The organism is Streptomyces iconiensis, from assembly GCF_028657195.3.
Lineage (GTDB): Bacteria > Actinomycetota > Actinomycetes > Streptomycetales > Streptomycetaceae > Streptomyces > Streptomyces iconiensis.
In genome coordinates this window covers 88998-110936 of sequence record NZ_JANCPR020000018.1, presented here as the reverse complement: position 1 = coordinate 110936, position 21939 = coordinate 88998, and the positions used below count along the sequence as shown (strand labels likewise).

Genomic DNA, 21939 nt, shown 5'->3' with positions numbered 1-21939 from the left:
TGTGTTCAGCGCCATGGCCAGTCCTGCACTCGCGCTCACCAGCGACGGGGGGTCCTCGGCAACCTCCCAGACTGCCGTGGACACCGACAGCCGACACAGCTCGGGCGTCGTCGGTGGCAACCACCACATCAGTAGCAGCACCGTGGGCATCGACAACCGACACTCCAGTTAGCACCGGAGGACCCCACCGCCGGATCTCACCACACGAACCACCACCGGCAACGGCACCAGCGTCGGAACCGGAACCGGAGAGGGCCTCCCCCGAGACGGAGAGGCCCTCTTCGCCATTCGCGCCACCGCTCACACCGGGGACCGAACCGAATGGGTCGCCCACATCCGCCTGTACGGGTCCGGGCTCGTCCGGGCCCATGCGGGTTGGGGCGCCTGCCCGGGTCCGTACGGGTTGGGGCACCCGCCCGGGTTGGGCAGGCCCCCCGGGCTGGGGCAGGCCCGTGCGGGTTGGGGCAGGCCCGTGCGGCTCCGTGTCCGCCCGTGTCCGCCCGTGTCCGCCTGTGGACTCCGCCCAGGTCCGGGCCCGTGCGGGTAGGGCCTGTGCGAGTCAGGGCCCGCCCAGGTCGGGGCCCGTGCAGGTAGGGCCTGTGCGAGTCGGGGCCCGCCCAGGTCCGGGCCCGCCCGGGTCCGGCGGATCCTCAGATGGCGCCGAGGTCGGCGGCCAGCCAGTGTTCGGGGCGCATGCGGATGGTCACGTTCTTTTCCGCCGAGCCCTCCGCCACGTAGGCGTCGACGCGGTCGGGGCGCAGGTAGCGTGCGGTCATCTCGCGGAGTTCTGCCTCCGTCGTGGTGGTCGTGGTGATGACGGGGCCCTCGGCCGAGGCGTAACGGACCGTGGGGTCGAGGCGTTCGGCGAGGATCGTGAAGCGTCCGGCCCGAGCGATCTCACGTGCCTTGACCGAGTCACGAGCGGTGAGGACCCACAGCTCGCCGCCAGGCTCGTACTGGTACCAGATGGGGACGTTGAGGGGCCCACGCTTCTCACCTCGCCCGACGGCCAGCGCGCCGATGCGCGGTTCGGACAGAAATCTTTCGCGCTCTTCCGGGGTCAGGGCCATGGCGTGAGCTCCTCAGCGGTAGGGCAGGCGTGTTGTTTCCGTGCTGCACCCAACGCGCCCCACCTCACCGGGTATTCCGACGGCCGGGGTCACCCGCCCGCACCCGCCGGTGCAGTCCGCGTGCCCCGCAGGCGTGTCTTCAGCACCTTCCCACTCGCGTTCCTGGGCAGTTCGGACACGAACTCGACCTCCCTGGGCACCTTGTAGTTGGCCATCTCGCGGCGGGACCAGGCGATCAGTTCGTCGGCCGTGACGGTGGCGCCCTTGTGCCGTACGGCGAACGCCTTGCCTGCCTCGCCCAGTCTCGTGTCCGGTATGCCGACGACGGCGACGTCGGCGATGTCCGGGTGGCGGACGAGGAGTTGCTCGATCTCGGCGGGATACGCGTTGAAGCCGCCGACGATGAACATGTCCTTGATCCGGTCGGTGATCCGCAGATTGCCGTCGGCGTCCATGACGCCGACGTCTCCCGTGCGCAGCCAGCCGTCGGGCGTGATGGCCCTGGCCGTCTCCTGCGGTTCCTCGAAGTACCCGGACATCACGTGATACCCCCGCACAAGCACCTCGCCCGGCTCGCCGGGCGGCTGGACCGCTCCGGTCGAGGCGACGACGCACACCTCGGTCTCCGGTATCGCGCGTCCGGAGGTGCCCGCGATGACCTCGGCCGGGTCGCCTCTGCGGCACATGGTGACGGTGCCGGACGCCTCGGTCAGTCCGTACGCGGTGAGCACGGTGCCCACCTTCAGCTCGGCGCGCAGCCGTTCGACCAGTTCCAGGGGTACGACGGCCGCGCCGGTCACGACCAGGCGCAGCGCGGACAGGTCGTGCTTGTGGCGTGCTGGGTGGTCCAGGATCGCCTGGTGCAGGGTGGGTGGTCCTGGGAGCACGCTGATGCGCTCGGTGGCGATGTGCGCGAGCGCGGTCTCCACGCTGAAGACCGGCTGCGGAATCATCGTCGCGCCCCGCATCAGGCAGGCGATCACTCCGGCCTTGTATCCGAAGGTGTGGAAGAACGGGTTCACGATGAGGTAGCGGTCGCCCTCTTCCAGCCCCGCGATCTCGCTCCACACCGCGTAGACGCGCAGGGTCTGCTCATGGGTGACGACCGCACCCTTGGGGTGGCCCGTGGTGCCCGAGGTGAAGGTGATGTCGGAGGGTGAGGCCGGGCCGATGAGCGCGGCACGTTCGCGGACTGCCTCCTGCGATACACCCTCGCCGCGCGCCAGGAAGCGGCTCCAGGAGCTGAAGTCCGCCGGCGCGTCCTCGGCCAGCACCACCACCTCGCGCAGATGCGGCAGTCCGGGCAGCGGTCCTCTCCCGGCAGGCCCCGGCCGGGCAGCACCGGGCCGCGAGGTGCCCCCTTCCCCGCTCTCCGCACCGGCGGTCTCTCCGGGTCCCTCGGCCGTCGCGCGGCGCAGTGAGGCGACGTAGGAGGTACCGAGGAAGGTGCCGGTCACGAACAGCAGCTTGGCGCGGGTGCGTTCGAGGACGTAGGCCGCCTCCGCGCCCTTGAAGCGGGTGTTGAGCGGCACGAGAACGCCGCCGGCCGTGACGGCGCCGAGCGCGGAGACGATCCAGTCCAGGGTGTTGGGTGCCCAGATGCCGACCCGGTCACCGGGCTCGACCCCCGAGGCGAGGCAGGCGGCAGCGGCCCGTTCGACGCGTTCGCCCAGCTCGGCATAGCTGATCCGTGTGCGCCCTTCGACAACGGCCTCGCGGGCGCCGTACCGCTCGGCCGCGGCTCGTACGAGTCCGGGAATGGTCCCGTGTCCGGGAGAAGTCTCCGTACCACTCACCACGCGCCCTCCTTCTGAACCGCTGGCTACACCTATATGACCCGCGGCAACGCGCCTGTGTGACAGGGACGTTCTCGCTCGCCGCCGGACCCGCACTAGCTGACTACCCGTCAGATTAGCTGTAGCCTCCTCCCCTGTCAGCAACGGAACAGACCCGGAGGTGGCCATGAAGGACGCCACGGCGATCGTCGGCATAGGCCAGACGCCGTTCGCCAAGCGGCTCCCCGAATCCGAGAAGGCACTCGCCTGCCGCGCCATCCTGCGGGCGCTGGACGACGCGGGTATCGCTCCCTCAGAGGTGGACGCCTTCGCCTCGTACACAATGGAGGAGACCGACGAGGTCGAGGTCGCCAAGTCCATCGGCGCCGGCGACGTCACCTTCTTCTCCAAGGTCGGCTACGGCGGCGGCGGTTCGTGCGCCACCGTCGCGCATCTCGCTGCCGCCGTCGCCACGGGACAGGCAACCGTGGGCGTCGCCTGGCGCTCACGCAAACGGGGCTCGGGCGCCCGCCCCTGGAAGAACACCAGCGTTCAACTCCCCACCCCGGCACAGTGGACGCGCCCTTTCGGGCTGCTGCGCCCCGCCGACGAGATCGGCATGCTCGCGCGGCGCTACATGCACGAGTACGGCGCGACCCGCGACCACCTGTTCAACGTCGCGCTGGCGTGCCGCAACCGCGCCAACCAGAATCCCGCGGCCATGATGTACGAGCGCCCGCTGACCCGCGAGATGTACATGACCGCCCGCTGGATCAGCGACCCGCTCTGCCTCTTCGACAACTGCCTGGAGACCGACGGCGCCCTCGCCTGCGTCATCGTCTCGGCCGACCGCGCACGCGACTGCCGCCAGAAACCCGTCTATGTCCACGCGGCGGCGCAGGGCCTGCCCGCCCAGCACCACGGAATGGTCAACTACTGGAACGACGATCCGCTCACGGGCCCGGCGTGGACGGCGGCGCAGCACCTCTGGAAGACGGCCGATCTCTGTCCACAGGATGTGGATGTCGCGCAGATATACGACGCTTTCACCCCACTCATCCCACTCTCTCTTGAAGGCTACGGCTTCTGCGAGCGCGGAGAAGGCGCCGCTTTCACCGAGGGCGGCGCGCTGGAGATCGGCGGCAGGCTCCCGCTCAACACCTCGGGCGGCGGCCTGAGCGAGGCGTACGTACACGGATTCAACCTCATCAACGAGGGCGTGAAACAGCTGCGCGGCACCTCTACGGCCCAGGTACCCGACGCCTCCACCTGCCTGGTCACGGCGGGCGAGGGCGTGCCCACCTCCGCACTGCTGCTGAGGAGTTGACCCATGGCGAACACGAACACAGGCGTGAACACGGACGTGAACACGGACACCGACGCGCATGCGCATCCGAACGCACCGGCCGCACCCGCCGCCGCGCTGCTGTCGCCCGTGCCCGACGACGACGGTGCTCCCTTCTGGGAGTACACCGCACAGGGCGAGCTGCGCGTACAGGCATGCACGCAGTGCGACGCGCTCCGGTTTCCCCCGCGCCCCTGCTGCCCGCACTGCCAGTCCTTCGACAGCGAGTGGCGCAGGATGAGCGGTCGGGGCCGCATCTGGTCCTACGTCTTCCCCCACCCTCCGCTGCTGCCCGGGTACGCGGAGCTGGCCCCGTACAACGCGATCGTCGTCGAGCTGGCCGAGGCACCCCACATCCGGCTGGTCGGCAACCTCGTCACCTCACCCGATGCCGCGCTCAACTCCGTCGACCCGGCGAAGCTGCGCATCGGCGCACCAGTGAAGGTCGCCTTCCACAACACGGACGAGGGCACCACGGTGCCGCGCTGGCTGCTGGAGCGGCCATGAGCATCCGTTCGGAGACCGTCGAAGGCGTCGCGACGGTCGTACTGGACCGCCCCGAGAAGCACAACGCGATCGACCTCGCCGACGCACGCGCCCTCGCGGCACTCTGGCGCGGCTTCCGTACGGACCCCGGCGTACGGGCGGCCGTCGTCACGGGCGCTGGCGGCAGAGCCTTCTGTACGGGCATCGACAGGGAAGTGGCGGGCGACGTGCCCCAGCCGCACTCCCCGTACGCCATCGAGGACCCGTTGCTGACCATCGGCCCCAAGGCCAACGACCTGTGGGTCCCCGTGATCGCCGCTGTGGAGGGCATGGCGTGCGGAGGCGCCTTCTACTTGTTGAGCGAAACGGAGTTTCTCGTCGCCACAGAGGAGTCCACTTTCTTCGATCCGCACACGACCTACGGGATGGTCAGCGCCTATGAGGCCATGGGCATGGCCCAGCGCATGCCGTTCGGCGAGGTCGCACGGATGGCGCTGATGGGCACGGCGGAACGGATATCGGGCCGCCGCGCCTACGAGACCGGACTCGTGTCCGAACTCGCGCCACCAGGAGGCGCGTTGGACGCCGCGCGGCGCTGCGCCCGCGTACTGGCCTCGTATCCGACCGAGGCCGTCCAGGGCACCGTCAGATCCGTATGGGCCGCCAAAGAAGCCGCACGCACGCAAGCGATGGCCCAGGCACCGCACCTCATCGCACTCGGCAACCTCTCCCCCGAACGCCAGGCAGCCCTCTTCGCCGACCGGCCCGGACGCGCCGGGTCCGGAGCGAGCGGCTCCGGACCCGGCGGGGAGGTGCGGGTGCGGTAGGTGTATGGCCCCGTGAGGTGGGGGCCACGGCCGGGAAGGCCGGTACCCGGATCCTGCCGGGGGCGGTCCAGCGCGCTTCCAGCCGACTAGCCGGCGATGGGTTGGGTACCGAGGACGGCGAGCAGCGCCAGCCGTTCGGCGTCCTGGGTACCCGGCTCGGCCGTGTAGACCATGATGCGCAGATCGCTGCCCCCGACACTGAGCACGTCGCAGTCCAGCGTCAGGGCACCCACCCGCGGGTGGTCGACGGTCTTGCGTGACGCCTCGTGCCGGCCCACGACGGCCGCGTCCCACAGTTCGGCGAACCGCGCGCTCTGTGTACGCAGTTCCGCGAGCAGGGCACGCAACCGCTGGTCAGCCGGGTAGCTGATCACCGCCGCACGCAACTCGGCGACCTGCGCGGCCTCCATCGCGCGCCGGGACTCCGGCGTGTGGCGCACCCGGCTTCCCGAGCCGAGGAAGGTCCGCCATGCCGCGTTGCGCTCGTTGCCGTGCCACTCGCCCATCAGCGCCACATACAGCGGGTTGGCGAGCAACAGCGTCCACGCCGCGTCGAAGACCGCTACAGGAGTCCCGTTCAGCCTGTCCAGCATCCGCTGCACGCCAGGGGTGATGTGGCCCGGCACCGTGCCGCGCCCTGGCGGCACCAGACCGGCGACGGAGAACAGGTGCGCGCGCTCGGTGGCCGACAGCCGCAGCGCCCGTGCCAGCGCCTCGACGACCTGCTCCGACGGGTGGGCGGCCCGGCCCTGTTCGAGGCGGGTGACGTAGTCGACGGAGATCCCGGCCAGCAGCGCCAGTTCCTCGCGGCGCAGCCCGGCAGCCCGCCGCTGTCCACCCGTAGGCAGCCCGGCCGCCTCCGGTGAGACCCGGTCACGCCAGCGCCGCACCGTGTACCCGAACTCCGTTGCCGCCATGACACCACTGTGCACCGCGAACGGCGCTGCGCACCGCGCGGCCCGCACCTTCGCGGTACGCGCGGTGGTGGCCCGCGCGGTGGTGGCCCGCGCGGTGGTGGCACGGGCGGTGCGTGGTACTGACGGTCCCAGGAAAAGGGGACACCTGGCCGGTCGTGCGGAAGTGGCGCATCGTGGACACATGACAACGACACTGATCACAGGTGCAAACAAGGGTCTCGGTTTCGAGACCGCCCGCCGGCTCGTCGCGGCGGGCCACACCGTCTACCTCGGCAGTCGGGACGCCGAACGCGGCAGCCGCGCCGCCGAGCGACTCGGTGCGCGGGACATCCAGCTCGATGTCACCGACGACGCGTCCGTCGAGGCGGCGGCCAAGGCCATCGAGGCCGCCGGAGGGCTGGACGTGCTCATCAACAACGCCGGTGTCGAGGGCCGGGACGCGGAGAACAACGTGATCGGCGCGGCCGAGGTGACCGCCGAGCAGATGCGGCAGACGTTCGAGACGAACGCCGTCGGCACCGTGCGCGTCACCCACGCCTTCCTCCCGCTGCTGCAACGCTCACCGGCCCCCGTCGTGGTCAACGTCAGCAGCGGGCTGGCCTCGCTGACCGGGCTCACCACCCCCGGCACCCCTGGTTACGCCTACCCCGGCGTCGCCTACCCCGCCTCGAAGGCCGCGGTGAACGTGCTCACCGTCCAGTACGCGAAGGCGTTCCCACGCCTGCGGATCAACGCGGTGGAGCCCGGCTTCACCAGGACCGATCTGAACGGGAACACCGGCGTCCAGACCGTCGAACAGGGCGCCGAGATCATCGTGCGCATGGCACAGGTGGGGCCCCAGGGTCCCACCGGAGGCTACTTCGACGCCGAGGGCGCCCTCCCCTGGTGAGGCGGACGCCCTCCCGTACGCGAGGCCAACGGGCCGGAAGAGCGGCCCTACTGGCGGAGGTCAGAGCACGTACTCCACTTCGCAGCTGCGTACCTGTGCGACCAGTTCGGGTGCGCTCATCTTGACCCGCACCCGCTTCGTGCTCCCGCCGCGCACCGTGGCGCCGGCGGAACCGCTGTCCAGAAGGCTTCCCGCACCGTCACGGAAGCGCACCTTCACCGTGAACGTCCCACGGCGGGAGCCTTTGTTACGTACCCGTACGGTGGCGCTGGGGCGGCTCTTCGACGCGGCGGCGCACTCGATGAGCGATCCGGAAGCGCTACGGGTGCCGCGTGAGGCATCGCTGCCGGAACCGTTGCTCCCGGTGCCTCCGTTGCTGGAGTTGTACCGGGGAGTACGCCGGCGCCCGTCACCCTCGCCGCTGTCGTAACTGCCGGAACGGTCGCTGTCGTAGCTGTCCGAACTACCGCTGTGGCTGCTGGACTTCTCGCTGCTGCACCCTCCCCCGCCGCTCCCCCCGCTGGTGTGGCTCTTGCCGCCGCCACCGCGCCCGCCTGAGCTGCGCGCCGGACTGAAGCCACTCAGCGTCACAAGGACGATCGTGACGGCCGCGAGCAGCTTGATGTGGCGCATACGCATCATGAAGAGGTCCCCCCGTGGGCCAGATCGCGACGGTTGTCGCGTGCAGCACAACTGTGTCACCGGCTGGAGACGCCACCAGTGGCGAGCGGGTTCCCGGCGGCGTAACGTCGAGAGTGGATCACGCACCCGCGCGGCGCCGGAAAGTGGCGCCGGATTAGGGAGGCGAAGCCGATGATCCGGAACAGTCTCGGGTCCCTGCTCGCCCTCATCGGAGCGGCGGTCGCCGTATGGAGCCCCTTCCGTCCTTGGTACGACGGCCGCCATGGGCGCGATTTCCGCCTCACCCAGCTCTTCGAGGGCGGCGGCATCACCGGCGCTGGGGCGTCGCTCTTCACCGGCCTCTTCCTGGTGATGCTGGTCGTGGCCGTCCTCACCGTGCTGGGTATCGTGCTGCGCTCGCGCCTGACGGTCACGGTCGCAGCCGTACTGGCCCTCGGCTTCACCATCCTGTGGATGGTGCGCCAGGGCCAGGCCGCCGGCAGCCTCACGGCAGCCGACAACGGCCTCAACTCCGGTGCGGGGATGGCCCTTGGAGGCGGCGTCCTCCTCCTGGCGGCGGCCGTCGTCATGCGGGGCCGCGCCGGCTCGGGCCGCCACCGCAAGGACAACCGCCTCGACGAGGCCCACGCGGACACCGCCCGCCCCGACAACACCCGCCAGTTCCCCGCGCCGCCCCCGCCCCAGAACCAGCCGTCCTCCTGGCGCCCCCAGGAAGACGGCGAGGAAGACCAGGGCGACCACAGGCACGCGGCGTAGGACCCAACAGGGCCCACGGGGCCCTCTTCCCCGGACGCGGCGCCCATCCCATTCTTTTCCGCCGCAACGGCGAAATAAATAGCCCGCGCGCCGCAATCGCCGCCCGCCGGCCGCCCGCCGGCCGCATCTCCGGGCCGCATCTCCGGGCCGCATCTCCGGGCCGCATCTCCGGGCCGCATCTCCGGGCCGAAGAGGAACATGCCGTGCGGGGAACATGTCGCGTATTGCGGCAGCCGTCCTATTGCGCGAAACGGCATTTTCTGGCCTGCCCAAGAGGCCGATACGGTCCCGATTCATGGGATGGAATCTTCAGACGGCCGAAGAACTCGCGGCTGCCTTGCGTACCGGTGAAGTGACATCGGCGGAACTGACCGATGAGGCGATTATCCGTATCGAGCGGGAAGACAAGGCGGTCAACGCGGTCTGTGTGCCGGATTTCGACCGCGCACGGGCCGCCGCACGCGGTGCGGACCGGGCACGCGCCCGCGGTGAGGACCGGCCGCTGCTCGGAATTCCGGTGACGGTCAAAGAGTGCTACAACGTCGCCGGACTGCCCACGACCTGGGGTATGCCGCCGTACCGGAACCACATACCGGCCGAGGACGCGGTACAGGTTTCACGGCTCAAGGCCGCGGGCGCCGTGGTGCTCGGTAAGACCAATGTGCCCTTGGGGCTGCAAGATGTGCAGAGCTTCAACGAGATCTACGGCACCACCAATAACCCGTGGGATCACGGCCGCACGCCGGGTGGATCCTCGGGTGGATCGGCGGCGGCCCTGGCGTCCGGATTCGGCGCCCTTTCCATCGGCTCCGACATCGCCGGTTCGTTGCGAACTCCCGCACATTTCTGCGGTGTCTACGCACACAAGCCGACACTGGGGCTGGCGGCAACCCGCGGTATGGTCCCGCCGCCCGCGCCGGCCTTGCCGGCCGACCTCGACCTCGCCGTCGTCGGTCCCATGGCGCGCAGTGCCCGGGACCTCACGCTTTTGCTCGACGTCATGGCGGGACCCGACCCGCTGACGCTCGGTGTGGCGCACCACTTGACGCTGCCGCCCGCGCGCCACGAGCGGCTCTGCGACTTCCGGGTCCTGGTCCTCGATGAACATCCGCTGATTCCGACCGGGTCCGCCGTGCGGGCGGGCGTGAACCGGGTGGCCGACGCGCTCGCCGACGGCGGCGCCCGCGTCGACCGGCACAGCCCCCTGCTGCCCGACCTGGCCGAAGCCGGGACGCTCTACACGCAGTTGCTGTTTTCGAGCTCCCCTGCGCGTTTTCCCGTCGAAATGGAACAGCTACGGAACCGCGCCGCCGGACTGAGCGCGGACGACCAGGGTCTCGACGCGGCGCGGCTGCGCGGCATCGTGTTGAGCCACCGCGACTGGATCGAGGCGAACAACCGACGCGAGCTGCACCGCCATGGCTGGCGGCAGCTCTTCGCCGAGTTCGACGCCGTGCTGTGTCCCATCACGCCCACTCCCGCGTTCCCCCATGACCACAACCCCGACCTTATGGAACGCCGGATCGACATCGACGGCGTCACCTGCCCCTACTTCGACCAGCTCGTCTGGGCCGGACTGGCCACCATGCCCGGCCTACCCGCCACCGCCGTACCAACGGGCCGGTCCCCGGAAGGGCTGCCAGTAGGAGTGCAGCTCATCGGCCCCATGTCCGAGGACCGCACCCCACTACGGCTGGCCGAACTGCTGGAGCAGAAGATCGGCGGCTTCCAGCCACCGGAGTAGGGCTCACTACCGGGTGTCCGCAGAGGAAGAGACACGGGCTTCTTCCCCACCGCAGCGGCGAACATCCACTCGCACAGACCGGCGACGCCACGCCACCCGAAGGACCGGCCTGACCCGATCCCGCCGCACCCGGGCCGGAGTTCGCTGAGCGTGCCCGCGGCGCGAAAGGGTGCTGCCGCGCGCACGCGGCGTCGCGGCATCATGCCCAATGGAGCATCACGGCATCGCGCCCCATGGGGCGTCGCGCCAACGCGGCGCTCACCGCAGCCGGTGAGCGCACGCATACATGCGGGGCACAGGTGGGGCGGGCGGGCTACGTGGTGCGGGACTGCCCCGTGCCCTTCGCCGCGTCGAGCGCGTAGACGCAACGGTCCTTGCTGCACGCGTAGATGACCCCACCGGCCGCCACAGGCGAGCCGGTGATCTCACCGCCGGTGGCCAGCTTCCAGCGGAGCTGGCCACCGACCGCGTCGACCGTGTACAGGCAGTGGTCACCGGAGCCGAAGTGGACGCGTCCGTCGGCGACGACGGGCGCCCCGACGATGTCGGCGCCGGTCGCGAAGCGCCAACGCGGCGCACCGCTCACGGCGTCGAGGGTGTAGAGCGCGCTGCCGCTCCCGAGGTGGACGAGCCCGTCGGCCGTGACGACGGCCTCCGTCGAGTGGCGGGCCTCGGTGGCAATGCGCCAGCGGTCGTGACCGTTACCGGTGTCGAGTGCGTAGACCATGCCGAGGTAGTCGGCGAGGTAGATGCCGCCGCCGGTCACGCCGGGCCCGGGAACGAAGGCGGGCGGGCTCAGGAAGGCGGCGGGCGCATCGAAGCGCCAGCGCTCGGTGCCCGTTGCCGCGTCCAGCGCGAAGACGCGGGAGCCGGCGCACACGTAGACGGCGCCGTCCTCGGCCGCCGTGAGCCGTACGGGTACGCCGCCCGTCGCGGACGCGTCACCCACCGGGTACGACCAGCGCTCGCTGCCCGTACGGGCCTCCAGCGCGTACAGCCGTCCCTCGGCCCAGGCGTAGACCGTGCCGTCGACGATGACGGGACCGCCCTCGGGGGTCTCGAAGTCGGCCTGCGCGCCGGAGAGTTCCCACAGCTTCTCGCCGCTGGCGGCCTCCCATGCCTGCACGCCGCCGCCGCGCGTACCGGTGACGACGGTGCCCCGGTCGACCTGGAGGGAGTAGACCCAGCCGTCGGTTGCCAGGCGCCAGCGCTCGGAGCCGTTGGTGGCGTCGAGCGCGTACAGGCTCGGTCCGTCGGAAGCGTGCACACGTCCGCCGGAGACGGCCATGGACCAGGCGACCTCACGGGTCTTGAACTGCCGTCGGCCGCTGGCCACATCGAGCGCGTGCACCTCGAACGACGTGACGTACAGCAGGTCGTCGGCCACGGCCGGTGAGCCCCATACGTCGTTCGACATGCGGAACCGCCAGGGACGCCAGCGCTGCGGCGCGGCGGCGGAGTGCGGCGGCGGTTCCGCAGCGGGCGGAGAGGGCGCTGACGGGGACTGCTGCGGCTGAGGGGACCGCTGGGACTGCTGCGCTACGTGGTGGCCGGGGTGCACCGCGTGACTGGGCGGGCTCGCGGGAGGCACCGCGGGAGCTGCGGGCATCCCGTCGAGCGGCGGCGCGTGCGGCGGGCCGACGGCCAGGCCGCCCTGTGCGGCAGCGGCGCCGTGGTCCTGCCCGCCCGCGTGCCGGGGGCCCTGCGGCTGCCCGAGCACGGAGGGTGCGGGACCGGGCGCCTGACCGGGCATCTGGCCAGGCCCCAACGGCTGTGACGGCGGGGACGCCTGCGGCGGGAACTGGGTCTGCGGCGGCGCGTGCGGCTGGGGCGGCGCCGCGTGCTGGGCACCGTTGGGCGGGCGCACCCAGCCGGTCGAGGCACCCGTACCGGCCTCGCGCCCCGACTCGTCCGGGCGGCGGGGCCCCGGGCCGATGGGCACATGCGAACCAGGCAGCCTGACGGGACCGCCGTCGGGCGTACCCGGCTGCGAGGACGGGCGCGAGACGACGGGCGCGGAACCGGTGCCCTGAGCGCCGCCGGGCCCAGCGCCCCGGCCCGCGTCAGGACCGGGCGCCGGCTCGGCCCCGGCGCCGCCGATGGCGGCCGGGCCCCCGGGCCCGGCGGGAATGCCGTGCTCCCACTTCCCCGCCGGCGCTGAGGCAGCCGGTGCCGGGGCGGACTGCGCGGAAGCGGAGTGCGCCGAGGCCGCGGGGCCGGGCTCTACGTGTGAGACGGGAGGGCCCTCGGGCGGCGGGGGCACGCCCTGCCCCGCGCCCGGGGCGCCACCGTGGGGCGCCGCCGCGCCCCCGCCGTTGTTCTCCGCGCTCTGCCGCCGCAGCCCCGTACGTCCTCCCCTGCGCCGCTCGATCAGCGAGACGGCGGTCGAGGGCAGCCAGGCGGAAACGGTGCCGCTGTCGTCGCTGCCGGCGGCGAACAGGTGCGGGGCCAGCTGTGCCTGAAGGTCGGCAGGCGTAGGACGCTGGTCGGCCTCCATGCGCATACAGGACTCGATCAGGGGCCGCAGTTCGTCGGGCAGGCCCTCCAGGTCGGGGCCCTCACGCAGCAGCATGAAAACGGTTTCGACGGGGTTGGCCCCATGGAAGGGCGCGTGCCCGGTCGCGGCGAAGACGAGGGTCGAGGCGAGCGAGAAGATGTCGCTGGCGCCGGTGACGCTGCGTGAGTCCCGCGCCTGCTCCGGCGACATGTAGGCGGGGGTGCCGACGGCGACATTCGTCATCGTCAGGCGGGTGTTGGAGACGCCGGAGGCGATACCGAAGTCGATGACGCGCGGACCGTCCTCCACGACGAGAACGTTGGACGGCTTGAGGTCGCGGTGCACGAGGCCCGCGCCATGGATGGACTGAAGCGCCTCGGCGATCCCCGCCGCCAGCCAGCGCACCGCCTGCACGGGCAGCAGACCGCAGTCGTTGATTATTTCCTCAAGCGAGGGCGAGGGCACATAAGCGGTGGCGAGCCACGGGATGGCCGCCCGCGGGTCGGCGTCCACGACCGCCGCCGTGTAGAAGCCACTGACCGCACGCGCCGCCTCCACCTCGCGGGTGAAGCGCACCCGGAAGAGCTGGTCCTCCGCGAGTTCCGTACGCACCGTCTTGATCGCCACGCGCCGGCCCGAGGCCGAACGCGCGAGGTAGACCAGCCCCATACCGCCGGCACCGAGACGGCCGAGCACCTCGAACGGGCCGATCCGCCGCGGATCGTGCTGCGTCAGCTGCTCCACCACTTTGCCTGCCACCTCCCCGTAGGGGCCGTACGACTTCCCGCCCCGTGCAGCTTCTCACTGCCGTGCCGGACCTGCGGTCCGGAGGCTGATTCTTCCTGGCTGACGCGGCGGTTGCGAACCCGGGGGCGGCTCGTAAGTGTCTTCGTCATACACCAAAGCACCCCAGTGCTGGATGAGTCCGGCATTCCTCTCCTGTCAGCTTCCTCTCAACTCCCCGTGTTTCCCCCATGGTCATCTCTCCTCGCGGTGCTCCCCCAACCCTCTGCCCACTCCATTCCGGAGCCGCCCTCAGCTGCGCGTCATGACGGCGAACTCCGCGCCCTGGTCGTCGGCGAGCACGGCGTGGCATCCGTACGCGGTGTCCATGGGGCCGCTGTGCACCCGGCCCCCGAGCCGCACCGCCGTATGTGCCGTCCCCGCACAGTCGGCTACGGAGAAGTACGTCAGAAAGTGTGGTGCCGCCTCGGGGAAAGCGGCCACATCGAGCGTTCCGCGTCCGCCGATCGCCCGCGCGTCTCCGGCCGGGGCGCCCGACGGGACCCATACGGCGAAGTCGGTGCCCTCGGCCGGGCTCCCGGCCCCGAAGTCCGCCGGGTAGGTACCGAACCCGAAGACCCGCTCGTAGAAGGTGTCCACGGCCTCTCTGTCCTCCTCACGCGCCAGCACTTCGCCCCACACGTAGGCGCCGGGTTCGTCGGCGGCCACGAAACCCGTACGGCCGCCTCGCGGCTCCCACAGGCCGAAGTCCGCGCCTCCGGGGTCGGCGGCGACGGCGGTCACGCCCCCGCCCGGCACCTCCACCGCGTCCGCGACCACCCGGCCGCCCGCGTCGCGTACGCGGGTCAGGGCCGCGGCGGCGTCGGCGGTGGAGAGGTGGAGCCGCCAGACGGCCCGTAGTCCGTGCCCCGACCACTCACGGACTGCGGCGACCGGCCTGCCGTGGAGCGCCGCGAGGTGGCCACCCTCGTCCGCCGCGTGCGGGAGCCTGCCGCCATCGGTCCCGTGCAGCGGCCCTCCGTCGTCCTCCATGGAGCGCGCCGGTTCGAATGTCCACCCCAGTAGTGCGCCGTAGAACCGTTTTCCCACCTCGGCGTCGGGCAGCGTGACCTCTGCCCAGCAGGGTTCTCCCTCGGCGAATTGCCGGGTGCTGTCGGTCATGTTCCGAATCTCCTCGTGGTCCCGCCGAGGGGCTCTGACCGCGTGCCGGAGTGGTCGCACCCCATTTGCATGCGGAGGAATCGCGGGCCGATCACCCCTCGGTAAGCTGACGGCATGACAGGACAAGTTCGAACCGTCGACGGCCGGGTGGCCGGACGCCGCGGCCAGGCGACGCGGCAGAAGCTGCTCGACTGCCTCAGCGAGATGCTCAGCTCGTCGCCCTACCGCGACGTCAAGGTCATCGACGTCGCACGGAAAGCGGGCACGTCCCCCGCGACCTTCTACCAGTACTTCCCCGATGTCGAGGGCGCCGTGCTGGAGATCGCCGAGGCCATGGCGAAGGAGGGTGCGGGGCTGACCGACCTGGTCGCCGGGCGCTCCTGGGTGGGCAAGGCAGGCAGACAGACGGCGGAGGACCTGGTCGAGGGTTTCTTCTCCTTCTGGCGCAAGAACGACGCGATCCTCCGGGTGGTCGACCTCGGCGCCGCCGAGGGTGACAAGCGGTTCTACAAGATCCGCATGAAGATCCTGAACTCCGTCAACAACTCCCTGTCCGACTCCATCAAGGACCTCCAGTCCAAGGGCAAGGTCGACAAGGACATCAACGCGACCGCCGTCGCGGGCTCCCTCGTGGCCATGCTGGCCTCCGTGGCGGGCCACCAGAAGGGCTTCCAGACCTGGGGCGTCAAACAGTCCGAGCTGAAGCCCAGCCTCGCCCTCCTGGTGCACCTCGGCGTGACGGGCAAGAAGCCGGCGAGGTAACGGCCGGAGGAGGTGACGGCCGGCAGAGCGCGAGGGCGCGACCACTGATCACGCCGACCGCCCGCACCGCAGGCGCGCGCACCGTCAGCCACCCGCTCGGTCACGCCGGGGGCCGCACCGCCGGTCCCACGGCAACCGCATCACCAGTAGTACGCCAGTAACGCCGCCCACCGCGCGGTGTCCGTTTTCCAGCCGCCCCCGGCCGGTCGCGCAGTCAGTCGCCCAGTCCCCATGGCACGGCAGTTGCGCGGTTTCCGTCCCACAACCAGTCGCACCGTCAGCCGCGCGGTCTGCCTCCCTCAGTCACTCGCGCCGCTCCAGTCTGAACACGCGTATACGGCGCTCGATCCGCGCCTGGTAGACGGAGTACGGCGGCCAGAACCGCAGCAGTTCCTCCCACGCCTCGGCCCGCTCCTCACCCTCCAACTGCCGTGCGCGTACGGCGATGTCGCGTCCCTTCCAGCTGATCCGGGCATCGGGGTGACGGCGCAGGTTCGCCGTCCAGCCCGGGTGGCCCGTACGGCCGAAGTTGCTGCCGATGAGCAGCCAGCTCCCCCGTTCCTCCTCGGGCATGCAGGCGAGCGGAGTGACCCGTTGCTGGCCGCTCTTGGCGCCGGTCGAGGTCAGCACCACTCCGGGCAGCATCTGGGTGCTCATCATCGTCCTGCCGCGCGACAGGCGGTGCACCGCGCGGTCGAGCACGGGAATCACATGGGGCGCGATCCGTGCGAAAGCCCGGGTGGAGGACACCTTCTGGATCGCCTTCGTCTTGTCCATCAGGCCCTGACCGCCTCCTGCCGCTTCCTGTCCCGTTCTGCCTCTTCCCTGCTGTTCCCGGTCACCGCCTCTTCTCCCGTCTCCCGCCCTCCGTGTTCTCCCGCTTCCCGCCTCGCCCGGCCGCCGTTCGCGTGACCGTCGGCTCCGGCGTCGGGTGCGAACAGCACGGCCCGTTCCGCGGCGTGCGCGCGCAGCCTGTGCACGGGCCCGAAGAGCAGGTCGTCACCCGCGGCGCGCTTGAAGTACAGGTGCGCCTCGTGCTCCCAGGTGAAGCCGACACCACCGTGCAACTGCACGGCCTCTCCCGCGGCCAGCCGCAACGCCTCCAGCCCTTGCGCCAGCGCGAGCCCACCCGCCGTCGCGTCGCCCCGTACACGCGCTCGCGCGTCGGCGTCGGCGTCGGCGTGCTCATGGGCGTTCACGTGGGCGTCGGCGGCCCACGCCGCGTAGTACGCCGCCGAGCGCGCTGCCTGCACCTGCACGTAGACGTCAGCGAGGCGGTGCTGTACGGCCTGGAACGAGCCGATGGGCCGCCCGAACTGCTCGCGCAGCTTCACGTACGCGACGGTGCGGGTGAGGGCGCTGTCGGCGGCCCCTACGGCCTCGGCCGCGAGCACCGCAGCCACGCGCGGTCCGAGCCGGGCGAGAGCGGCGGCGGTGCTCGCGGCCCGCTCGTCGTCGGTCCCCAGCAACCGGGCCGGTGTGTCCCGCAGTTCGAGCCGTGCGACGGCCCGTGTCTCGTCCAGGGCCGTCTGCCGGACACACCCGAGCCCCGGCGATCCGGCGTCCACGAGGAAGAGCAACGTACGACTACGCGCGAAGCCGCCCGCGTGCGCGGCCACCAGCAGCAGTCCAGCGCTGTGCCCGCTGAGCACCTGACCGCACTCCCCGTAGAGCCGCCATCCACCGGGCCGCTGCTGGTCGCGGTACGCCTGCATGCCGCCCGCACGGCCGCCGCCCGCCCAGCCCGCGTCCTCCGCCGCGTCACCGGTGAGCCCCAGTGCCACGGGCAGCGCACCCGCGGGTACGGCCAGCGCCGCCGTGCGCTCACCCGACACCAGCGAGGGCAGCAGCGCACCGCGCTGCGCTGGGGTACCCAGCGAGGCGATGAGCGGCGCGGCGAGCGCGGCGGTCGCCAGTAGTGGTGAGGGCAGCAGGGCGCGGCCGGCCTCCTCGAAGACGAGCGCCAGTTCGGCGGCGCCGCAGCCCACGCCGCCGTACTCCTCGGGCAGCGTCAGGCCGGGCAGGCCCAGCTCGCCCGCCAGCGTGCGCCACAGTTCCTCGTCGTACCCGGCGCCGGTCCTGACCGCCGACTTCACGTCGTCGGGGCCGCAGCGCCGCGCGAGCAGCTCCCGCACCGTGCGGCGTATCTCGTCCTGCTCCTCGGTGAACGCGGTGTCCATCGACAGCTCCCCTCAGATCTGACGGGGCGTCATGCTAGGTACACCGGGCCCAGATGCCCAGAGGTGCGCGTCCCACTGTCACCTGTTCCCCCTCCAGAGAACTGATGTACCGTCAGATTTATGTCTGCAGCAGGTACTTGGACGGCTCCGCAGCCCTCATCCCGCTCACACACCGGCCGGCGCCGGGTCGCCGTCGCCGGGGTCGCCCTGTCCGACGGCGGAAGGGTCGACGAGGCGACGCCGTACGCGCTGCACGCGCAGGCCGCTCGCCGTGCGCTCGCCGACTCGGGACTCGACCGCTCCGTGATCGACGGTCTCGCCTCCGCCGGACTCGGCACCCTCGCCCCCGTCGAGGTCGCCGAGTACCTCGGACTGCGCCCCACCTGGGTCGACTCGACCTCGGTCGGCGGCGCCGCATGGGAGGTCATGGCCTCGCACGCGGCCGACGCCATCGCCGAAGGGCACGCCAACGCCGTACTTCTCGTCTACGGGTCCACCGCGCGCGCCGACATCAAGGCACGCCGCCGCACCTCGAACCTGTCCTTCGGCGCGCGCGGTCCGCTCCAGTTCGAGGTCCCCTATGGGCACACCCTTGTCGCCAAGTACGCGATGGCGGCCCGCCGCCACATGCACGAGTACGGCACGACGCTGGAGCAGCTGGCCGAGGTGGCCGTACAGGCGCGCGCCAACGCGGCGACGAACCCCGACGCCATGTACCGCGACCCGATCACCGTGGACGACGTACTGGCGGGCCCCGTGATCGCCGATCCGTTCACCAAGCTGCACTGCTGCATACGTTCCGACGGCGGCTGCGCCGTGCTCCTCGTCGCCGAGGACCACGCACCGGACCTGGCCAAGCCGCCCGTATGGATACTCGGTTCCGGCACTTCCGTCTCGCACACGACAATGTCCGAGTGGGAGGACTTCACGGTCTCACCTGCCGCCGCCTCGGGACGTACGGCCTTCGAGCGGGCCGGTGTCACCCCGGCCGACATCGACCTCGCACAGATCTACGACGCCTTCACCTACATGACCCTCGTCACACTGGAGGACCTGGGCTTCTGCGCGAAGGGTGAGGGCGGCCCGTTCGTCGAGAAGGGGCGGCTCCTGCGGGACGGAGCACTACCGGTGAACACCGACGGGGGCGGCCTGTCCGCGTGCCACCCCGGGATGCGGGGCCTCTTCCTTCTGGTGGAAGCCGTACGGCAGTTGCGCGGCGAGGCGGGCGAGGCACGGCAGGTACGCAAGGCCGGAGGCGCACTGCCCGAACTGGCCGTCGCCTCGGGGACGGGCGGCTGGTTCTGCTCCTCGGGCACGGTCGTACTCGGCCGCGACTGACGCCACTCAGCGCGCCCGGCCCCAACCCCCGCTCTCGGCCCACACTCTCTCCCCGCCCCACTCCTGAGCCTGCGGTCCGACCGCTGCCCAGCGCTTTCGCATGACTGAACGCCGTGGTGGGCGCCTATACACCCCGTCTATACTCCAGCACTACACTGGCCCTCTATACACTCGCTATATACTCGCTATGTATAGTGCTGCACATGAAGATCAAGCGCATACGAACCGCGGTGACCGCTGCCCTCGTGACGACTGTGAGCGTGTCGCTCGCCGTGAGCGGCTGCGCGAAGGTCGACACCGTCTCGCCCGACGACGCACGCAAGGAGCCGGCGCCCCAGGCGGCCGGGAAGCCGGGCGGGACGGACTGCGGCGAGACCAAGTGCGTGGCGCTCACCTTCGACGCGGGCCCGAGTCAGAACACCCCGAAGCTGCTGGACATCCTGAAGAAGGACAAGGTGCCCGCCACGTTCTTCCTGCTCGGCAAGAAGCACATCGACCGCTATCCCGAACTCGTGCGCCGTATCGCGAACGAGGGCCACGAAGTCGCCAACCACACGTGGTCGCACGGCATCCTCACCGACCTGTCCGACGAAGAGGTCCGCGAGGAGATAGGCCGCCCCCAGCGCGAGATCAAGAAGCTGACCGGCACCGAGCCCACCCTGATGCGCCCGCCACAGGGGCGTACGGACGACAACATCAGCGAGATATCCAAGAGCCTCGGCGTCTCACAGGTGCTGTGGAGCGTGACGGCGAAGGACTACCAGACCACCGACTCGAAGCTGATCAAGAAGCGCGTCCTGGAGCAGACCGAACGCGACGGCATCATCCTGCTCCATGACATCTACAAGGGCACCGTTCCCGCAGTGCCCGGCATCATCAAGGCACTGAAGAAGAAGGGCTACACCTTCGTCACCGTGCCGGAACTTCTCGCCCCCGCGAAGCCGGTCCCCGGCACGATCTACCGTCCCTGAGGCCGGGGTTCCCGGCGTGGACTCCGCGAGACCGACGCGGCCTCCGCGGCCGGCCGCTACGTCGTCGGCGTGAGGCGCTGGTACATGATGTGCAGGCCCACGTAGCCGTGTTCGGGATGCAGGAAGCCCTCTTCCAGGGTCCCGACGATGTGGAAGCCCAGCGACTTCCACAGGGCGACCGCTCGGTGGTTGGTCTCCACGACCGCGTTGAACTGCATCGCGCGGTACCCCTCTTCGGCCGCCCACTTCAGGGCGTACTCGCCAAGGGCACGGCCCACGCCCTTGCGGGACGCCGCCGGGTCGACCATGAAGCTGGCACCGGCGATGTGCGAAGCGGCTCCCATGTGGTTGCGGTTCATCTTGGCCGAGCCGAGCACCGTGCCGTCCTCGTCCACGGCGACGACGGTGCGGGCGGGCGGCTCCAGCATCCAGATGTCGTGGCCCGCGCGCTCGTCGAGGTCGCGAGGGAAGGTGTAGGTGTCTCCCGCGGCGACGATGGCGCGGAAGAAGGGCCAGATGGCGGCCCAGTCGGCCTCGGTCGCTGTTCTGATACGCACACCCCACAGCATGCGCGAACCTGGGCCCCGCTCTCCAGCGAATTACGCGGCGCCGCCGTGCACCTACGCGCCGCGCCGCCGACGTCTCCGCTCACAGCCGTGCCGGAACACGTCAGCGCATGGCATGCCACGTCACGCCGCGCCACGTCACGTCACGCGGCTTCTGGCTTCGCGTCCCGCCGCTTCACCACTTCATGCCATGGCATGCCGTGTCGCCCAGCGGCTTGCCGCCTTGTAGCGCACCATTTCGCGGCGCACCACCTCGTGGCGCACCACCCCGCATCAAGGCTGACAGCGCCGGAATCACGCGGGCCGGAAGACCGGTACGGCGACGCCGCCTTCCCCTTCACCGCCACCCGTCACCGCCACGGTGTCGCCTGTTTCCTGCCTGCGGAAGTCCGCGCGGAGCGCCATGCCGACCTGTAGCAGCTCTTCCGGGCACCCGGTGATCTCGGTCATCATGCGTGGGCCCTCCGCGAGCTCGACGACGGCCGCGACATACGGAACACGTTCGCCGAAAGGGGGCAGGTCGTTGCGGTGTACGACGGACCATGTGTAGAGGGTGGCGTGCCCGCTCGCTTCCTCCCAGACGACGTCCTCGCTCCAGCAGCGGGGGCAGAATTCGCGCGGGTAGTGGTGCGCGGCGCCGCACCCCTCCGCGCGGCACCTGCGCAGCAGCAGCCGCCTCTCGGCTGCGGCCTCCCAGTACGCGCGCGTGAACGCGTCGGCCTCGGGCAGATCGAACCTCGGTGCCGCCCCCATCAGAAGAGCCCCCACGCGCTGTCGAGCGACCAGGTCTGCCAGCTCATCCCGAAGAGCGCGACGAGTGAGATGAGCGCCATCATCGCGTTCTGCCCCTGCTCGGCCCAGTCATGGATCATCAGGACGAGGTAGAGCAGATTGAGCAGCAGCCCGCCGATCAGCGCGACCGGGGTGAGGAACCCGGCGATCAGGCCGAGCCCGAGTGCCAGTTCGGCATAGACGACGATGTACGCCATGGCGCGTGGGCGCGGCTTCACCACTGCGTCAAAGCCCTTGGTCACCGCGCCCCACCGGTGCTTGGAGGCGACGTCGGTGGCCCAGGCGATGCCGGTTCCGCGTTCGAACCAGCCCTTCTTGTCCTTGTGCCGCCAGCTCTCCAGCCACCACAGCCCGAGCCCGACGCGCAGCACCGCGAGCCACTCGGCCCCACTGAGCCAGACGGTCTCCATGCCTCACCCTCCTCGAAACTTCCCGGGGCCCTCCGGAACTGTCCGGACGCGTTCGGAAGTGCCCGGA

20 protein-coding genes are annotated in these 21939 nt (G+C 70.9%); 9 read left to right on the top strand and 11 right to left on the bottom strand.

From position 1 onward, the window contains the following. Positions 1 to 650 precede the first annotated feature (650 nt). Together NMN56_RS19435 and NMN56_RS19430 are read right to left on the bottom strand one after the other, a co-directional pair. On the bottom strand, positions 651 to 1070 hold the full coding sequence (locus NMN56_RS19435) for a pyridoxamine 5'-phosphate oxidase family protein (protein WP_274046132.1): 420 nt from the start codon (positions 1068 to 1070) through the stop codon (positions 651 to 653). Between the two features lie 89 nt (positions 1071 to 1159). Then, the gene (locus NMN56_RS19430; RefSeq protein ID WP_274046131.1) at positions 1160 to 2866 is read right to left on the bottom strand and encodes a fatty acid--CoA ligase family protein; all 1707 of its coding nucleotides are present in this window, start codon (positions 2864 to 2866) and stop codon (positions 1160 to 1162) included. Between the two features lie 166 nt (positions 2867 to 3032). Here NMN56_RS19430 and NMN56_RS19425 point away from each other — a divergent pair, with 166 nt between their 5' ends. The 3 genes from NMN56_RS19425 (at position 3033) to NMN56_RS19415 (ending at position 5503) form a co-directional block, all read left to right on the top strand. Then, positions 3033 to 4172, top strand: coding sequence for a lipid-transfer protein (locus NMN56_RS19425; RefSeq protein WP_274046130.1), 1140 nt, complete (start codon positions 3033 to 3035; stop codon positions 4170 to 4172). Between the two features lie 96 nt (positions 4173 to 4268). Continuing rightward, positions 4269 to 4697 carry a Zn-ribbon domain-containing OB-fold protein gene (locus NMN56_RS19420; protein ID WP_274046191.1) on the top strand — a complete coding sequence of 143 codons (429 nt, stop codon included), beginning with the start codon at positions 4269 to 4271 and terminating at the stop codon, positions 4695 to 4697. Next, the gene (locus NMN56_RS19415; RefSeq protein ID WP_274046129.1) at positions 4694 to 5503 is read left to right on the top strand and encodes an enoyl-CoA hydratase/isomerase family protein; all 810 of its coding nucleotides are present in this window, start codon (positions 4694 to 4696) and stop codon (positions 5501 to 5503) included. Before NMN56_RS19420 ends, NMN56_RS19415 begins: the two co-directional genes overlap by 4 nt. Before the next feature lie 86 nt (positions 5504 to 5589). Here NMN56_RS19415 and NMN56_RS19410 read toward each other — a convergent pair whose 3' ends face one another. Next, a complete protein-coding gene (locus tag NMN56_RS19410; RefSeq protein WP_274046128.1) occupies positions 5590 to 6420 on the bottom strand; it encodes a helix-turn-helix transcriptional regulator in 831 nt (276 codons plus the stop codon). A 181-nt stretch (positions 6421 to 6601) separates the two neighbouring features. Here NMN56_RS19410 and NMN56_RS19405 point away from each other — a divergent pair, with 181 nt between their 5' ends. Continuing rightward, positions 6602 to 7309, top strand: a complete 708-nt coding sequence (locus NMN56_RS19405) for an SDR family NAD(P)-dependent oxidoreductase (RefSeq protein ID WP_274046127.1) — start codon at positions 6602 to 6604, stop codon at positions 7307 to 7309. A 60-nt stretch (positions 7310 to 7369) separates the two neighbouring features. Here NMN56_RS19405 and NMN56_RS19400 read toward each other — a convergent pair whose 3' ends face one another. Next, positions 7370 to 7951, bottom strand: a complete 582-nt coding sequence (locus tag NMN56_RS19400; RefSeq protein WP_274046126.1) for a hypothetical protein — start codon at positions 7949 to 7951, stop codon at positions 7370 to 7372. A gap of 171 nt (positions 7952 to 8122) precedes the next feature. On the opposite strand from NMN56_RS19400, the gene NMN56_RS19395 reads away from it, so the two are divergent. Both NMN56_RS19395 and NMN56_RS19390 read left to right on the top strand, forming a co-directional pair. Further along, a complete protein-coding gene (locus tag NMN56_RS19395) occupies positions 8123 to 8707 on the top strand; it encodes a Trp biosynthesis-associated membrane protein (RefSeq protein ID WP_274046125.1) in 585 nt (194 codons plus the stop codon). A 295-nt stretch (positions 8708 to 9002) separates the two neighbouring features. Next, positions 9003 to 10451, top strand: a complete 1449-nt coding sequence (locus NMN56_RS19390) for an amidase (protein ID WP_274046124.1) — start codon at positions 9003 to 9005, stop codon at positions 10449 to 10451. A 313-nt stretch (positions 10452 to 10764) separates the two neighbouring features. Here the strand turns inward: NMN56_RS19390 and NMN56_RS19385 are convergent, their stop codons facing one another. Both NMN56_RS19385 and NMN56_RS19380 read right to left on the bottom strand, forming a co-directional pair. Further along, the gene (locus NMN56_RS19385; protein WP_274046123.1) at positions 10765 to 13695 is read right to left on the bottom strand and encodes an outer membrane protein assembly factor BamB family protein; all 2931 of its coding nucleotides are present in this window, start codon (positions 13693 to 13695) and stop codon (positions 10765 to 10767) included. A 288-nt stretch (positions 13696 to 13983) separates the two neighbouring features. After that, the gene (locus NMN56_RS19380; RefSeq protein ID WP_274046122.1) at positions 13984 to 14853 is read right to left on the bottom strand and encodes a VOC family protein; all 870 of its coding nucleotides are present in this window, start codon (positions 14851 to 14853) and stop codon (positions 13984 to 13986) included. Between the two features lie 114 nt (positions 14854 to 14967). Here NMN56_RS19380 and NMN56_RS19375 point away from each other — a divergent pair, with 114 nt between their 5' ends. Then, on the top strand, positions 14968 to 15615 hold the full coding sequence (locus tag NMN56_RS19375; RefSeq protein ID WP_274046121.1) for a TetR family transcriptional regulator: 648 nt from the start codon (positions 14968 to 14970) through the stop codon (positions 15613 to 15615). Positions 15616 to 15918: 303 nt separating this feature from the next. Here NMN56_RS19375 and NMN56_RS19370 read toward each other — a convergent pair whose 3' ends face one another. Together NMN56_RS19370 and NMN56_RS19365 are read right to left on the bottom strand one after the other, a co-directional pair. Then, complete coding sequence (locus tag NMN56_RS19370) at positions 15919 to 16392, bottom strand: nitroreductase/quinone reductase family protein (RefSeq protein WP_274046120.1); 474 nt, start codon at positions 16390 to 16392, stop codon at positions 15919 to 15921. Beyond that, positions 16392 to 17795, bottom strand: coding sequence for an acyl-CoA dehydrogenase family protein (locus NMN56_RS19365; protein ID WP_274046119.1), 1404 nt, complete (start codon positions 17793 to 17795; stop codon positions 16392 to 16394). Before NMN56_RS19365 ends, NMN56_RS19370 begins: the two co-directional genes overlap by 1 nt. A gap of 120 nt (positions 17796 to 17915) precedes the next feature. Between NMN56_RS19365 and NMN56_RS19360 the strand changes: the two genes are divergently transcribed. Together NMN56_RS19360 and NMN56_RS19355 are read left to right on the top strand one after the other, a co-directional pair. Continuing rightward, complete coding sequence (locus NMN56_RS19360) at positions 17916 to 19133, top strand: thiolase C-terminal domain-containing protein (protein ID WP_274046118.1); 1218 nt, start codon at positions 17916 to 17918, stop codon at positions 19131 to 19133. A 203-nt stretch (positions 19134 to 19336) separates the two neighbouring features. After that, positions 19337 to 20104: a polysaccharide deacetylase family protein gene (locus NMN56_RS19355; protein ID WP_274046117.1), complete on the top strand. Its 768-nt coding sequence runs from the start codon at positions 19337 to 19339 to the stop codon at positions 20102 to 20104. Positions 20105 to 20160: 56 nt separating this feature from the next. Here NMN56_RS19355 and NMN56_RS19350 read toward each other — a convergent pair whose 3' ends face one another. The 3 genes from NMN56_RS19350 to NMN56_RS19340 all read right to left on the bottom strand — a co-directional run bounded on the left by NMN56_RS19350 (position 20161) and on the right by NMN56_RS19340 (position 21872). After that, complete coding sequence (locus NMN56_RS19350; protein WP_274046116.1) at positions 20161 to 20673, bottom strand: GNAT family N-acetyltransferase; 513 nt, start codon at positions 20671 to 20673, stop codon at positions 20161 to 20163. A 291-nt stretch (positions 20674 to 20964) separates the two neighbouring features. After that, positions 20965 to 21423, bottom strand: a complete 459-nt coding sequence (locus NMN56_RS19345; RefSeq protein ID WP_274046115.1) for a Zn-ribbon domain-containing OB-fold protein — start codon at positions 21421 to 21423, stop codon at positions 20965 to 20967. Then, positions 21423 to 21872 (bottom strand): DoxX family protein, encoded by a 450-nt coding sequence (locus NMN56_RS19340; protein WP_274046114.1) that lies wholly within the window; start codon positions 21870 to 21872, stop codon positions 21423 to 21425. Before NMN56_RS19340 ends, NMN56_RS19345 begins: the two co-directional genes overlap by 1 nt. Positions 21873 to 21939 lie beyond the last annotated feature (67 nt).

What these genes read in the sequence shown, in the direction of transcription:
- NMN56_RS19340 (WP_274046114.1), bottom strand. Translation starts at nt 21,872, where the DNA reads ATGGAGACCGTCTGGCTCAGTGGGGCCGAGTGGCTCGCGGTGCTGCGC.
- NMN56_RS19405 (WP_274046127.1), top strand. Translation starts at nt 6,602, where the DNA reads ATGACAACGACACTGATCACAGGTGCAAACAAGGGTCTCGGTTTCGAG.
- NMN56_RS19360 (WP_274046118.1), top strand. Translation starts at nt 17,916, where the DNA reads ATGTCTGCAGCAGGTACTTGGACGGCTCCGCAGCCCTCATCCCGCTCA.
- NMN56_RS19400 (WP_274046126.1), bottom strand. Translation starts at nt 7,951, where the DNA reads ATGATGCGTATGCGCCACATCAAGCTGCTCGCGGCCGTCACGATCGTC.
- NMN56_RS19370 (WP_274046120.1), bottom strand. Translation starts at nt 16,392, where the DNA reads ATGGACAAGACGAAGGCGATCCAGAAGGTGTCCTCCACCCGGGCTTTC.
- NMN56_RS19435 (WP_274046132.1), bottom strand. Translation starts at nt 1,070, where the DNA reads ATGGCCCTGACCCCGGAAGAGCGCGAAAGATTTCTGTCCGAACCGCGC.
- NMN56_RS19415 (WP_274046129.1), top strand. Translation starts at nt 4,694, where the DNA reads ATGAGCATCCGTTCGGAGACCGTCGAAGGCGTCGCGACGGTCGTACTG.
- NMN56_RS19395 (WP_274046125.1), top strand. Translation starts at nt 8,123, where the DNA reads ATGATCCGGAACAGTCTCGGGTCCCTGCTCGCCCTCATCGGAGCGGCG.
- NMN56_RS19365 (WP_274046119.1), bottom strand. Translation starts at nt 17,795, where the DNA reads ATGGACACCGCGTTCACCGAGGAGCAGGACGAGATACGCCGCACGGTG.
- NMN56_RS19410 (WP_274046128.1), bottom strand. Translation starts at nt 6,420, where the DNA reads ATGGCGGCAACGGAGTTCGGGTACACGGTGCGGCGCTGGCGTGACCGG.
- NMN56_RS19375 (WP_274046121.1), top strand. Translation starts at nt 14,968, where the DNA reads ATGACAGGACAAGTTCGAACCGTCGACGGCCGGGTGGCCGGACGCCGC.
- NMN56_RS19425 (WP_274046130.1), top strand. Translation starts at nt 3,033, where the DNA reads ATGAAGGACGCCACGGCGATCGTCGGCATAGGCCAGACGCCGTTCGCC.
- NMN56_RS19390 (WP_274046124.1), top strand. Translation starts at nt 9,003, where the DNA reads ATGGGATGGAATCTTCAGACGGCCGAAGAACTCGCGGCTGCCTTGCGT.
- NMN56_RS19345 (WP_274046115.1), bottom strand. Translation starts at nt 21,423, where the DNA reads ATGGGGGCGGCACCGAGGTTCGATCTGCCCGAGGCCGACGCGTTCACG.
- NMN56_RS19350 (WP_274046116.1), bottom strand. Translation starts at nt 20,673, where the DNA reads ATGCTGTGGGGTGTGCGTATCAGAACAGCGACCGAGGCCGACTGGGCC.
- NMN56_RS19355 (WP_274046117.1), top strand. Translation starts at nt 19,337, where the DNA reads ATGAAGATCAAGCGCATACGAACCGCGGTGACCGCTGCCCTCGTGACG.
- NMN56_RS19380 (WP_274046122.1), bottom strand. Translation starts at nt 14,853, where the DNA reads ATGACCGACAGCACCCGGCAATTCGCCGAGGGAGAACCCTGCTGGGCA.